The organism is Vibrio cincinnatiensis, assembly GCF_022113815.1.
Taxonomy (GTDB): Bacteria; Pseudomonadota; Gammaproteobacteria; order Enterobacterales; family Vibrionaceae; genus Vibrio; species Vibrio cincinnatiensis_A.
The window spans coordinates 383209-395914 of record NZ_SGOM01000001.1 but is presented as its reverse complement, the minus strand read 5'-3'; the positions used below and the strand labels follow the sequence as shown (position 1 = coordinate 395914).

The 12706-nt window shown below is 43.9% G+C and carries 13 protein-coding genes; 8 read left to right on the top strand and 5 right to left on the bottom strand.

The window, feature by feature from the left end; genetic code table 11:
• Positions 1 to 3 precede the first annotated feature (3 nt).
• From sapA to EXA13_RS01760, 5 genes are read left to right on the top strand one after another with little or no spacing between them, the layout of a single operon-like run.
• Positions 4 to 1626, top strand: coding sequence for an ABC transporter substrate-binding protein SapA (gene sapA / locus EXA13_RS01780; RefSeq protein ID WP_238131591.1), 1623 nt, complete (start codon positions 4 to 6; stop codon positions 1624 to 1626).
• Positions 1626 to 2588, top strand: a complete 963-nt coding sequence (locus tag EXA13_RS01775; protein WP_238131590.1) for an ABC transporter permease — start codon at positions 1626 to 1628, stop codon at positions 2586 to 2588. Before sapA ends, EXA13_RS01775 begins: the two co-directional genes overlap by 1 nt.
• Positions 2575 to 3462, top strand: a complete 888-nt coding sequence (gene sapC, locus EXA13_RS01770; RefSeq protein WP_238131589.1) for a putrescine export ABC transporter permease SapC — start codon at positions 2575 to 2577, stop codon at positions 3460 to 3462. The genes EXA13_RS01775 and sapC overlap by 14 nt, the downstream gene beginning before the upstream one ends.
• Positions 3462 to 4451, top strand: coding sequence for an oligopeptide/dipeptide ABC transporter ATP-binding protein (locus tag EXA13_RS01765; protein ID WP_238131588.1), 990 nt, complete (start codon positions 3462 to 3464; stop codon positions 4449 to 4451). Before sapC ends, EXA13_RS01765 begins: the two co-directional genes overlap by 1 nt.
• Before the next feature lie 2 nt (positions 4452 to 4453).
• Entirely contained in the window at positions 4454 to 5242 is a 789-nt protein-coding gene (locus EXA13_RS01760; RefSeq protein ID WP_238131587.1) for a peptide ABC transporter ATP-binding protein, read from the top strand.
• A 63-nt stretch (positions 5243 to 5305) separates the two neighbouring features.
• Here EXA13_RS01760 and EXA13_RS01755 read toward each other — a convergent pair whose 3' ends face one another.
• From EXA13_RS01755 to focA, 3 genes are all read right to left on the bottom strand, one after another.
• On the bottom strand, positions 5306 to 5695 hold the full coding sequence (locus EXA13_RS01755) for a DUF2750 domain-containing protein (RefSeq protein WP_238131586.1): 390 nt from the start codon (positions 5693 to 5695) through the stop codon (positions 5306 to 5308).
• Positions 5696 to 5750: 55 nt separating this feature from the next.
• Positions 5751 to 6656: a manganese-dependent inorganic pyrophosphatase gene (locus tag EXA13_RS01750; RefSeq protein ID WP_238131585.1), complete on the bottom strand. Its 906-nt coding sequence runs from the start codon at positions 6654 to 6656 to the stop codon at positions 5751 to 5753.
• Between the two features lie 527 nt (positions 6657 to 7183).
• Complete coding sequence (gene focA / locus EXA13_RS01745) at positions 7184 to 8026, bottom strand: formate transporter FocA (protein ID WP_238131584.1); 843 nt, start codon at positions 8024 to 8026, stop codon at positions 7184 to 7186.
• Between the two features lie 257 nt (positions 8027 to 8283).
• Here focA and EXA13_RS01740 point away from each other — a divergent pair, with 257 nt between their 5' ends.
• The 3 genes from EXA13_RS01740 to EXA13_RS01730 all read left to right on the top strand — a co-directional run bounded on the left by EXA13_RS01740 (position 8284) and on the right by EXA13_RS01730 (position 10074).
• Positions 8284 to 8520 carry a TIGR02647 family protein gene (locus EXA13_RS01740; RefSeq protein ID WP_238131583.1) on the top strand — a complete coding sequence of 79 codons (237 nt, stop codon included), beginning with the start codon at positions 8284 to 8286 and terminating at the stop codon, positions 8518 to 8520.
• 98 nt (positions 8521 to 8618) lie between these two features.
• Positions 8619 to 9449 carry an NAD(P)H-binding protein gene (locus EXA13_RS01735; RefSeq protein ID WP_238131582.1) on the top strand — a complete coding sequence of 277 codons (831 nt, stop codon included), beginning with the start codon at positions 8619 to 8621 and terminating at the stop codon, positions 9447 to 9449.
• Positions 9442 to 10074, top strand: coding sequence for a YdcF family protein (locus EXA13_RS01730; protein WP_238131581.1), 633 nt, complete (start codon positions 9442 to 9444; stop codon positions 10072 to 10074). Before EXA13_RS01735 ends, EXA13_RS01730 begins: the two co-directional genes overlap by 8 nt.
• Positions 10075 to 10121: 47 nt before the next feature.
• On the opposite strand, the gene EXA13_RS01725 is transcribed toward EXA13_RS01730, so the two are convergent.
• Positions 10122 to 10700, bottom strand: coding sequence for a thymidine kinase (locus EXA13_RS01725; RefSeq protein WP_238131580.1), 579 nt, complete (start codon positions 10698 to 10700; stop codon positions 10122 to 10124).
• Between the two features lie 131 nt (positions 10701 to 10831).
• The gene (aspS, locus tag EXA13_RS01720) at positions 10832 to 12607 is read right to left on the bottom strand and encodes an aspartate--tRNA ligase (RefSeq protein WP_238131579.1); all 1776 of its coding nucleotides are present in this window, start codon (positions 12605 to 12607) and stop codon (positions 10832 to 10834) included.
• Positions 12608 to 12706: the final 99 nt, after the last annotated feature.

Genomic DNA, 12706 nt, shown 5'->3' with positions numbered 1-12706 from the left:
ATTATGAACTCTTTATTACGACTGACTCTCGGATTATGCGGTCTCGCTTTACTCACGGGTTGCGGCGACAGCATTGACCATAAAAAAATTCGCCAATCAGGGTTTGTGTATTGCGGCCAAAGCAATCCCACAACCTTTAACCCACAATTGGTCGACAGCGGTATCACCTCAGAAACGTTAAGCCCTCAGCTTTATGACACCTTACTGACTTTAAACCCAGACACACATCTCCCACAGCCAAGTTTAGCCACACAATGGGCAGTGAAAAATCAAGGGTTAGAGTACTTTTTTACCCTCAGAAAAGGGGTTCAGTTCCAATCGACGGCGTGGTTTACCCCAAGCCGAGCGTTGAATGCCGACGATGTTGTCTTCAGCTTTCGTCGTATTATCGATTCATCTCACCCCTTTCATGCGATCAACCATGCCAACTACCCTTGGTTTAACAGCCTTGACTTTGCTGGTTTGGTCAAAGATGTTAAAGCTATTGATGAACACACTGTAAAGTTTACGCTTAACCAACCGGACAATACTTTTCTTTCCAATATTTCAACGACTTATTCGATTATTCTTTCTGCCGAGTATGCACAACAACTAGCCAAAATTAATCAACACTCCATGTTGGATAGCCACCCAGTTGGTACAGGGCCTTTCTATTTAGATGAATTCCAACCCGGCGATTTTATTCGGTTACGCCGTCACCCTCGTTATTGGAATGGCCCGGCACATATGAGCCAAGTGGTGTTTGATATATCTCAACGAGGTACTGGCGCATTAGCCAAGTTATTGAGAAATGAATGTGATGTGCTGGTTTCTCCAATCGCAAGCCAAATTCCAACCATTAAAGCACAATCGGATCTTGTTCTTGATACCACTTCAGCCATGAATGTGGCTTTTATTGCCGTCAATACACAACATCCTATCTTGCAAGATGCTCGTGTTCGTAAAGCAATAAACTTTGCTATCAACCGAAATAAAATTTTAGATTCGGTTTACTATGATACGGGAAGTATTGCGTATAACATTCTGCCACCTTCGTCATGGGCTTATCATCAAGACAATATTCAAGTGCGCTATGACCGAAACTACGCGCTGGCTTTACTTAGAGAGGCAGGGCTCAACTCCGGAATTGAGCTGACGATGTCAGTTCCTATTGAACCTAAAGTGTATAATCCAAGCCCTCGCAAAACGGCAGAATTAATTCAAGCCAACTTGGCAGACATTGGTATTCATTTACACCTAATTTGGGAAGATCGTTCAGAACGAAGCGAACTTTCAGAGCAAAATCGTGTTGATTTATCCCTGACAGGCTGGTCCGGTGCCACCAGTGATCCAGATAATTTTTTACGTTCATTACTTTCTTGTGATGCCAATCAAGCGGGGGTAAATGTTGCTCAATGGTGTAATAGTGAGTTTGATTTCTTGCTCGATTTAGCGTTAGAAACTGAGCGGCCACGCTATCGATTAAACCTCTACACGCAAGCACAAAATATCTTGAACCAAGAGTTTCCCGTGATACCGTTAACCCATGGAAAACAGTTTAAAGCGTACCACAAATCACTCACCGGATTTTATCTGAGCCCATTTAGCACTCAGCCTTTTCATACCATTGAGAGAATAAGTGAATAATGTTTAATTACACACTGCGCCGCTTAAACCTCTTTGTGATCACCTTACTAATATTAACACTTGTCGGGTATTCCTTGCTTCGGCTCGAACCGATGTCTCCTCTTGCCCATGAGTCGTACTGGGCTGGTTGGTGGTCTTATATTAATGAGTTGTTCAACTTAAACTTTGGGGTCAATAAAAGCGGAACCCCTATTTTTGAAGAATTACTATTGGTTTTTCCTGCCACTTTAGAGCTTTGCTTAGTTGCCTTTGTGCTCTCTCTGCTCATTGGTATTCCACTTGGCACTTTGGCGGGAATGAAACAAGGGAAGTGGCTCGACACCATCATTTCATTCACTTCTATGTCTGGCTATTCCGCCCCGATTTTTTGGGTTGCACTGATGATGATTATGGTTTTCTCTTTGCAATATGAAATTTTTCCAGTGGCGGGACGCTATGATTTACTGTATCAAATTAAGCCAATAACGGGCTTTGCCCTCATTGATGCGTTTCTTGCCCAAGGCCCCTATCGCAGCCATGCTCTACAAAGTGTCATTGAGCATATGGTTTTGCCTTGCTTAGTGCTTGCTTTGGCTCCGACAACTCAAATCATTGGGCTAATGCGGGCTTCTGTCGCAAACATTATGAGTGAAAATTACATTCGTGCAGCCAGAATTAAGGGCCTATCCTATTACAGAATCGTCACTCAACATGTGTTGCGAAATGCAATCCCCCCCATTATTCCTAAGTTTGGCGTGCAGCTCTCTAGTATGCTCACTCTTGCCATTATTACCGAATCGATATTTAACTGGCCGGGAATCGGCCGTTGGTTGCTCGATGCTCTCGCCAATAAAGATTACGTCTCCATTCAAGCTGGAGTCATGGCGGTTGGAGCTTTGGTGTTAACAGCCAGCATTCTCTCAGACTTAATCGGCACCATGGTTAATCCTCTAGTAAGGAAGGAGTGGTATGCTAACCAATAATGTTTATCAAGAAGAGCATATCCCAAGCCAATTTGAACGCTTTTGGCGCAGCTATAAAGCGAATAAACTGGCGATGTTTGGTTTATGGTGTTTGTTGATTATTTTAACGCTTACCCTAACCTCGTACTGGATAACGCCTCACGATCCCCATATGCCTTCAGGGGAACTCTTAATGCCCCCTTCATGGGACCCATCAGGAACGGTGCAATACTTTCTTGGTACCGATGATTTTGGACGCGATATTTTATCTCGCTTAATCGATGGTTCACGAATCACTTTTGGGGCTGCATTCGTGATCACCTTTATTGCGACTGTCATCGGCTGTGTCATCGGCACATTAGCCGGAATGACTAAAGGTCTACTTTCCAGTACGTTAAATCATTTACTCGATACAGTGATGTCCATTCCCTCCCTCCTGCTGGCCATTATCTTTGTGGCACTTTTGGGCGTGGGAGAATTCAACATCATGCTCGCAATCTGCCTAGCGTTGATCCCTCGGTTTATTCGTTCAGTCTATATTACGGTTCATAACGAAGTAGAAAAAGACTACATTATGGCTGCTCGTTTGGATGGCGCGAGTGATATCTATCTGCTTTGGTCGTCCATTTTACCCAACATTTTACCCGTCATCGCTGCAGAAGTGACGATGGCGTTATCTATCGCTATTTTGGATATCTCTGCATTAGGCTTTTTAGGCCTCGGCGCTCAATCCCCCAGCACCGAATGGGGAGCCATGTTAGGTGACTCAGTCGAACTCATTTATCTTGCTCCATGGACAGTGACCTTACCAGGCATTGCCATTATGTTTACTGTTGTTATGATCAACCTTGTTGGTGAAGGGGTTCGCCAAGCACTGAATGCGGGAGTCGAATAATGCCACTACTTGATATCCGCCATCTCACGATTGAAATTGATACCCCACAAGGTATTGTTAAAGCGGTTGACCGGATGAGCTTAACCATGAACGAAGGTGAAATTCGTGGCTTGGTTGGTGAGTCAGGCTCAGGGAAAAGCTTAGTCGCCAAAGCGATTGTCGGCGTAAGCAAAGATAATTGGCGTATTAGTGCCGATCGATTACGACTTGGCAATATTGATTTATTGCAACTTACCCCACGAGAGCGCCGTCGAGTGATCGCGCGTGATATTGCAATGATTTTTCAAGAACCGTCCACCTGTCTTGACCCTTCTGAAAAAATTGGCGAGCAATTAATTGAATCCATTCCCTCTCGAACATTTGAAGGACGTTGGTGGCAACGCTTCACTTGGCGTAAAAAACAAGCAATTGCCTTATTACATAAAGTGGGCATCAAAGATCACCGACGCATTATGGGTAGCTACCCTTATGAAATGACGGATGGGGAATGCCAAAAAGTGATGATCGCCATGGCGATCGCGGCTAAACCTAAACTGTTGATTGCCGATGAACCGACGAACGATTTAGATCCGATTACTCAATCACAGATTTTACGCCTACTCAGCCGAATGAATCAGGTTAACAACACTTCTATTTTGCTGATTGGCCATGACTTAACCACCATTACCCAGTGGGCAACTCGAATTACGGTTATGTACTGCGGTCAATCGGTTGAATCGGCTGATACTCAAAAAATCATGACCGAACCCAAGCACCCTTATACGGTAGCCTTACTCAAAGCGATGCCTGATTTTAGCGACTGGATCCCGCATAAACAAAAATTACAATCCTTACCGGGGTCGATTCCCCCGCTTCAACACTTGCCCATAGGGTGTCGGCTTGGTCCTCGCTGCCCTTATGCACAGCGCCAATGTGTAGAAGTCCCTGCAACACGCTGGGTTAAAAATCATAAATTTGCCTGCCATTTCCCACTGAATATGGAGCCATAGCCATGAGTGCTTCACTACTAGAAGTCAACCAGTTGTCTAAAGACTTTATCACTCGTTCTGGCTTATTCCGCAAAAAAATTCAGCATGCGGTAAAGCCCGTCAGTTTTCGTTTAGAGGCAGGGCAAACCATTGGTTTTATTGGTCAAAATGGATCAGGAAAATCAACCCTTGCTCGAATGCTCGCGGGAATGGTCGAGCCTACGAATGGGGAGATATTCGTCAATGGCGAGCGACTGGAACATAAAGACTACGCCACACGCTGCAAATTGATTCGGATGATTTTTCAAGATCCCAATACCTCGCTAAACCCTCGCCTACAAATAGGACGAATTTTAGAGGGGCCGCTCAAACGTAATACCAATATGACACCTGAAGCTCGAATGAACCGAGTAAAGGATACGCTGCTCCGTGTTGGCTTATTACCTGAACATGCTTATTTCTACCCACAAATGCTCGCAACGGGTCAAAAACAGCGGGTATGTTTAGCTCGCGCGCTCATATTACAACCTTCTATCATAATTGCGGATGAAGCGCTTAATGGCTTAGATATGGCCATGCGTTCGCAAATCATCAACCTCTTTCTTGAACTACAAGAAGAGATGGGGGTTTCCTTCATTTATGTGTCCCAGCACATTGGCATCGTCAAACACATTACTGATAAGGTGATGGTGATGCATGAAGGTGAAGTGGTTGAATTTGGCGATACCCAACAAGTGCTCTCTGATCCTCAGCATCCCATCACCCAGCGGATGATTGAAAGCCACTTCCAAAAAGCTCCCAGCTTTAAATAAAAATAATGCAAATAAACGAAGGCCCACATAAATATGTGGGCCTTCATCGAGATAACTTAAGAACTATCGTGCCGATTTTTGTTTATCAAGCTCAATATCGAACTCATCAGGGAATAAAACGACGCCCTCTTCCCTATCATTTGGGAAAACCACCACAGACAACTCATCGTCAGCCAGCCCTGGGGTCCAACGACTACGCCATTGGTTAAGTGGAATCGCCTGCGCTTCACAATCAGCCCACTCTCCTGTTGCCCAAGCCTGTGCTAATTCTTGGTGAGGCCAGACAGGAACACAATCCTCATCTTCTGTATTAAGCATCACGCATCCGTGTTGATCTTTTAAAATCCACACCTGCTGATGAATAACTATGTGCTTAACCGCGTATTTCATCCGTTGCTCTGAATCATAGTGATTAAGTGCCGAGATCTGTTCTGCGTTCAATGACTCTGCCATGGTTTAAGTTTACTCCCACTATTTGTCGGCCTGCGATCATACCGTAATTGAATGATTACACCAGTTCCGTTTGTAACCAAGGCCAACCCTGTTTCTTACGGCTTAGAGTATCGTGCATCATTAATACTCCATCTTGCTCATGTTTGACTAATTTTTCAGCCCATTCACCTTTAAAAAGTAGACGCGTTTGTGCCGTTGTTATATCGGTAAGCATCAATGCCGCTAACGCGAAATTTTCTTGATCACAGCGTTGTTGTAAATCAGCTTCCAATTCATCAATCATATCTGCAACCTGATCTAAGGTGGCCAACTCAACTTGACCAACAATCACGTCTCGCCCATTAAAAGGATACGCTTTAAGATCTTTTTCAACTAATTGAGCGGCGCTTAAGCCTTCAATATCCGTCTTAGCGATTAATAACTGCTGAGTAAAGTCGGCTAAATCATCCACTTCAGCTAACTGAGCTAATTCGGTGACAGCTTGTTTATCTTTCTCAGTGCAAGTTGGAGAAGCAAATCCAACCGTATCTGACAAAATGGCAGACATCATTAAAATGGCTAATGAACGAGTGACCGGAACCTGCTCCATCTTGCACAGGTTAAATAGAATTGTACAGGTACACCCTACAGGCCAGATCCAGGCTTCAAGTGGATTAACGGTCATCACATCGCCAAGACGGTGATGGTCAATAATCCCTAAGATTTCAGCTTGGTTAAGATCATCTGGTGCTTGTGCTACATCGCTATAATCAACAAGCCAAACCTTTTCACCGGCTACCGATGTACTAAGTTCAGGAGCTGATACACCCGCTTGCTCTAAAATATGTTGAGTTTCTCGGTTCACTTCACCTTGACGAATCGCTTTGGCTGATAGCCCACGCGCCTTAAGTAACTCTGCAGCAACCAAAGCACTACAAATACTATCACTATCTGGATTTTTATGACCTACGACTAAAATCATTGTTTTTCCTACTGAATGTGTCCCACAAAGGAGTTATCGACAAAAAGGCTCAATGTACAAAATTTTGTGACACATACTTAGTGCTACATCAAGAAAAATGCACTTTCTCAATTATTTGACGATAAGTGCACTCACCCACAAAGCAGAAACGAAAACACAACCCTTGCATTGGCGATAATTTAACCACCCAATTATTTTATTAGTGTTAATAGAAAGTCAGTGAACATCAACGAATGAATAAGATTAGAAAAGTTATAAAAATAACTATTTTCCTACTTTTTTATTTTATATAGGGGATTTTTGAAAAGAAAGAGGAGGATTTATTGCCTTTTTATCCGCTAAAAACCTATTGAGGTGTTTAAATATGCACCAAAATAGAACTTAACCCTGCACGAAACTAGTGCAACATTAATTTAATAAATCATGCAGTTAAGGTTACTCACGGAGTTTGAAACAACTTATCCACAGAAAATGTGGATAACAAATGGGTAAAACCGCCAGATTATGACGGTTTTACGCTAAACCAATTAATCTTTCAGGTATATCAACCAATACCATATTCCAACAAACACTCCTCCTCCAACAATATTGCCTAATGTCACGGGTATCAGATTGTTGATAATAAAGTTAACCATCGTCAGATCTGCGTACTGAGCAACATTCGCGCCAGTCATCTGCCAGAAGCTTTCTGGAGCAACATACTTAATACCAATCGCCATGGGTACTTGGTACATATTGGCAATACAGTGCTCAAAACCAGAAGAGACAAACATCGCAACAGGTAAGATCAAAACCATCACCTTATCGGTTAACGAACGGGCACTAAATGTCATCCATACCGCTAAACAGACCAAGATATTACACATCAACCCAAGCGAAAAAGCCTGAAAAAAACTATGGTGTAATTTATGTCCAGCAATGGCCATCGCATTGAGGCCCAGTTGCCCGCCATCTTCCATAAATTGCTTCATAGACAGCATGATCGCCACGAGTAGTACTGAACCACACAAATTTCCGAAGTACACCACTATCCAGTTTTTAACCAATTGTGACCAAGAAATTTTTCCACTGGCTTTCGCCACAAGTGTGAGTACTGAACTGGTGAATAATTCCCCACCAGTAATCACAACCAAAATAAGACCTAAGCTAAAGGCTAAGCCACCGATCAATTTGGTAATACCGTAAGGTACATCCTGAGCCCCGGTTGTGACTACAGTGTAAAAGATAAAAGCGATACCGATATGTATGCCCGCAGAAATCGCGAGTAAAAATGACTTGTATACCGGTTTAGTGGCTTTGCTTTCCCCTGTTACCGCCGCACGTTCAGCCATTTGTGGCGGAAGAAGAGAGTCAAATTGATTCAGGTCCATAGGTAATGTTACATTTTGATACACACAAAAGAGTGGCGGATAATCGCTCTATTTCAACCATTATTCAAGGGTTATTCCTCGCGTTCACTAAAAATGTTTTAAAAGAGACTTAACACATCAGAATTGACCACTTTTTAGCCAAATACATGCGCAAAAAAAGCACATAATGGTTCAAGATAACAGTTCTACTGGATAATAATTGCGTCTTCCTGTTCCGCCCCTTATGGTGAAAAGAAATCAACTACAGAGGGTTTGCGATGAAGTTTTCACCCCACCACCTTGATGAATTAAACCTGCTACTTCAATTTGATATCAGCAGCGCAGCAACCGGAATCAAGGTTCACACTGACGCGTCAGAATCGGTCAGAAATGCAGTTCAGCGCCTTTATGATAAAGGACTATGTACCTTACCTGACGGTGGGTACTTAACCCATGAAGGTATTGTGATGGCTGAGCAAGCTGATCGAATTCTACAAGTTCTCTCTCATCCTTAATCATTAACTCCCCAAGTCACCAATGGCGGCTTGGGGTTCTAGCATTTCGAAACAACACCCTTTAGTATACAAGCACGTTTACTGGTATAAGTTATCTCATGCAGCGGATCGCTATTATAGGAGCAGGCTGGTTGGGCCTTCCTCTTGCACGGCACTTACAACAAGCAGGCTACTGGGTATGTGCAAGCCGAACAAATCAGCAGCGGCTGGAGGAATTGCAGACGCAGGGCATTACAGGCTTTATTTGTCTACTGCCTCAAGCAAACACACTCGCTGAAACATTGACTCATTTTCACTGCGACACCTTGATTGGCTGTTTCCCCCCCGGTTTTCGCCAAGGTCAAAGCCTACATTATGAGAAAAGCTGGCAAGCACTCGTGACCCAAGCGAAAAAAGCAAAGATAAAAAAAATCATTATGGTGAGTTCAACCAGCGTCTACCCTAACCAAGCTCAAGATATGTTGGAATCGGATGCTTCTTGGTTAATCGCCAATCAACTCCCTCATTTTTCAGAAAAAGCAAAAACGCTGTTAGCGGCAGAGCAGGCTGTGATCGACAGTGGTATTGACTACACCCTTTTACGATGCAGCGGCTTAATAGGCCCAGATCGCCACCCGGCCCGATTTGCAGCACGCCTTTCCCAAGTCAGTGATTTAGCACCCGCAAATATGCTGCATTTAATCGATGCGATTCGCGCCATTGATTTTTCCATTAACCATTTGATGAATGAGGTGGTGAATGTCACCACACCAAACACGGTAAGCAAGGCCACATTTTATCAAGCCGCACTGAAAGCGGCCAAATCCGAAACGCCTTTACCTCCTTTAGTGCATCTTGCAGATAAACGCATTCTCTGCAGTAAGCTTCTCCAAGCGGGTTTTTCTTTTCATTATTCTCATACCCTAGAGGCCTTAGACAACGATGAGTAAACATCTTTATCAACATCTAGAAACGCTGTGGCAATTTATGCAAATGGGACACACGCCTCAGCCTGCCGATGTAATTATTGTTCCCGGTAGCAATGATACTCGTGTCGCTGAAGTGGCCTGCCATCTATATCAACAAGGGTTAGCACCATGGGTACTTTTTTCTGGTAATACAGGGCGATTTACCCAAGGTTTATTTGATCAAACTGAAGCAGAAACCTTTGCTCAGGTTGCAAAAGAAAATGGTTTACCGAGTGAAGCGATCTTAATCGAGCCGCAGGCAACCCATAGCGGTGAAAATGTCTTGCTGAGTTATCAGTTACTAAAAGAGAGAGGAATAAAAGCAGAACGCATTCTGGTTGCACATAAACCGTATATGGAACGCCGAGCCTATGCAACCTTTCTGAAACAGTGGCCAGAGCCGCTGAAAACACTGCAAGTTACCTCCTCTTCAGATACGTTGTTTGATTATCTCACCGAAGCGTTAACCTTAGATTTCGTGATTCAGGCCTTAGTCGAAGATTTTGAGCGTATTCAGCACTACCCTGCTCAAGGTTTTCAGATTGAGCAACCTATTCCCAATGATGTGTTACTTGCTCACCAAGCACTCAAACCACTCACGGTCTAAATGAATAAGGATGGAAAACCCATCCTTATTCAATCAAACTCTGCTCACTAACGTCCCAATGCTTCTTTATAGTGTTGACGACACACTGAAACATAACGGTCATTACCGCCAATATCCACCTGATCCCCTTCAGAGATGGCCTGACCTTGCTCATCAGTACGAATCACCATATTGGCTTTTCGCCCACAGTGGCAAATGGTTTTTAGCTCGACCAGTTTATCGGCCCATGACAATAAATATTGACTCCCTTCAAACAACTCACCTAAAAAGTCGGTTCGCAGCCCATAACATAAAACCGGGATACCCAGTTTATCCACCACTTCAGTGAGCTGATAAACTTGTTGACGAGTCAGAAACTGACATTCATCCACCAACACGCAATGACGTTTTTGTTCACGGTTGAGAGCGGTGATGACTTCGAGTAAATCGGTATCTTGTTGAAAAAGATGGGCATCTTCTTCAAGGCCGATGCGAGAACTGACTTTGCCTACCCCAAAACGATCATCTATCGCAGCGGTAAAAATAACCGGCGTCATTCCCCGCTCTTGATAGTTAAAAGAAGATTGCAATAAGGTGGTCGATTTACCCGCATTCATCGCTGAGTAATAAAAATACATCTGAGCCAACGGAGAGGTTTCCTTTAAAAACGTAAAAAGCGCGCTATTGTAGCAAACATCAGTAAAATGTGGATTTATCCTACCTAAATTACTGTCATAAAAAAGGGTGGCTATGCCACCCTAAATCCAACAAAGTGTCGTTATTCGGCTTTTTCTTTCGCAAGGTTGACAGCAATGGCCAACTCTTCTAATGCCGCAGGGTTAGCAACACTAGGCGCATCCGTTAATAAGCAAGCCGCAGCGGTGGTTTTAGGAAAAGCAATGACATCCCGAATGTTTTCGGTTCCACACAGCAGCATCACAAGGCGGTCTAAGCCAAATGCCAGCCCAGCATGAGGTGGTGTACCAAACTTAAGTGCATCCAGTAAGAAACCAAATTTCAAACGTTGTTCTTGTTCATCAATACCTAAAATATCAAAGACGGCTGCTTGCATAGTAGCATCATGAATACGAACCGAGCCGCCACCCACTTCATAGCCGTTGAGCACCATATCGTAAGCGTTGGATAACGCTTCGCTTGGGTTCGCTTTTAGCTGTTCAGCCGTCATATTTAATGGCGAAGTAAATGGATGGTGCATCGCAGCAACATTCCCTTCGTCATCGGCTTCAAACATGGGGAAATCAACCACCCACAATGGAGCCCAAGTCGCACCATTGGTAATATTAAGGTCTTTACCCACTTTAAGACGTAAAGCGCCCATCGCTTCCGCAACCACATTGGCTTTGTCCGCACCGAACAGAACGATATCACCATCTTGTGCTTGCGTACGTTCAATAATGGCTTTCACGATAGCTTCATCAAGGAATTTAGCGACAGGTGATTGAATGCCTTCCAAACCCGCATTGACATCATTCACTTTTAGCCATGCCAAGCCTTTAGCCCCATAAATGGCAACAAATGCTGTATATTCATCAATTTGTTTACGAGAGAGCGCAGCGCCACCCGGTACTCGAAGCGCAGCAACGCGACCTTTTTCATCGTTTGCTGGGCCAGAGAAAACCTTGAAGTCTACTGCTTTGAGAAGGTCAGCGACATCCACCAACTCCATTGGGTTACGTAGATCAGGCTTATCGCTACCAAAACGGCGCATGGCTTCACTGTATGGCATCACTGGGAATTCACCCAAGTCGACATTGAGCAGTTCAAGCCACATTTCACGAATCATTTGCTCAGTAACCGCACGAACTTGATCCGCTGTCATAAACGACGTTTCAATATCGATCTGGGTAAATTCTGGCTGGCGATCGGCACGTAAATCTTCATCACGGAAACATTTGACGATTTGATAGTAGCGATCAAAGCCAGACATCATCAATAACTGTTTAAACAGCTGAGGAGACTGAGGCAAAGCATAAAAACTGCCTTTGTGTACTCGGCTTGGAACTAAATAGTCACGAGCACCTTCTGGTGTCGCTTTAGTTAAGACAGGTGTTTCAATATCTAAAAAACCTTGATTATCAAGGAAACGACGGACAAAACTTGACGCTTTAGCGCGCAATTTGATGCGGTCGCTCATTTCTGGACGACGCAAATCTAGATAGCGATATTTTAAACGCTGCTCTTCTGAATTCTTTTGGTTGAAATCAAGCGGCAATACATCAGAACGGTTAATAATGTGTAGCGCGGTCGCTAACACTTCCACTTCACCCGTTGCCATACCTTGATTTACTTGGCTATCTGGACGAGCACGCACTTCACCGGTGAGCTTAATGCAAAATTCATTACGCAATTGGTTAGCGACAGAAAACACCTCCGCCATATCGGGGTCAACGACAACCTGAACGATACCTTCACGATCTCGCATATCAATAAAAATAAGACCGCCTAAATCACGACGGCGGTTAACCCAACCGCACAATTCTACGGTTTGTCCTGCAAGGGACTTGTTCAGGTGACCACAATAATGGCTACGCATAGTGAAATTCCCAACCTCTATATTTATCATCTAATTCTTACGCCGCAGACACGACAATTCCCTGCGACACATGGTTCCATTTATACGCTGAAAAAAAGT

Bases quoted from the DNA above. Each gene is read 5' to 3' on its own strand.
- EXA13_RS01740 (WP_238131583.1), top strand. From the start codon at position 8,284: ATGAAGTTTTCACCCCACCACCTTGATGAATTAAACCTGCTACTTCAA.
- sapA (WP_238131591.1), top strand. From the start codon at position 4: ATGAACTCTTTATTACGACTGACTCTCGGATTATGCGGTCTCGCTTTA.
- EXA13_RS01735 (WP_238131582.1), top strand. From the start codon at position 8,619: ATGCAGCGGATCGCTATTATAGGAGCAGGCTGGTTGGGCCTTCCTCTT.
- EXA13_RS01765 (WP_238131588.1), top strand. From the start codon at position 3,462: ATGCCACTACTTGATATCCGCCATCTCACGATTGAAATTGATACCCCA.
- EXA13_RS01750 (WP_238131585.1), bottom strand. From the start codon at position 6,656: ATGATTTTAGTCGTAGGTCATAAAAATCCAGATAGTGATAGTATTTGT.
- EXA13_RS01755 (WP_238131586.1), bottom strand. From the start codon at position 5,695: ATGGCAGAGTCATTGAACGCAGAACAGATCTCGGCACTTAATCACTAT.
- EXA13_RS01730 (WP_238131581.1), top strand. From the start codon at position 9,442: ATGAGTAAACATCTTTATCAACATCTAGAAACGCTGTGGCAATTTATG.
- sapC (WP_238131589.1), top strand. From the start codon at position 2,575: ATGCTAACCAATAATGTTTATCAAGAAGAGCATATCCCAAGCCAATTT.
- EXA13_RS01775 (WP_238131590.1), top strand. From the start codon at position 1,626: ATGTTTAATTACACACTGCGCCGCTTAAACCTCTTTGTGATCACCTTA.
- EXA13_RS01760 (WP_238131587.1), top strand. From the start codon at position 4,454: ATGAGTGCTTCACTACTAGAAGTCAACCAGTTGTCTAAAGACTTTATC.
- aspS (WP_238131579.1), bottom strand. From the start codon at position 12,607: ATGCGTAGCCATTATTGTGGTCACCTGAACAAGTCCCTTGCAGGACAA.
- focA (WP_238131584.1), bottom strand. From the start codon at position 8,026: ATGGACCTGAATCAATTTGACTCTCTTCTTCCGCCACAAATGGCTGAA.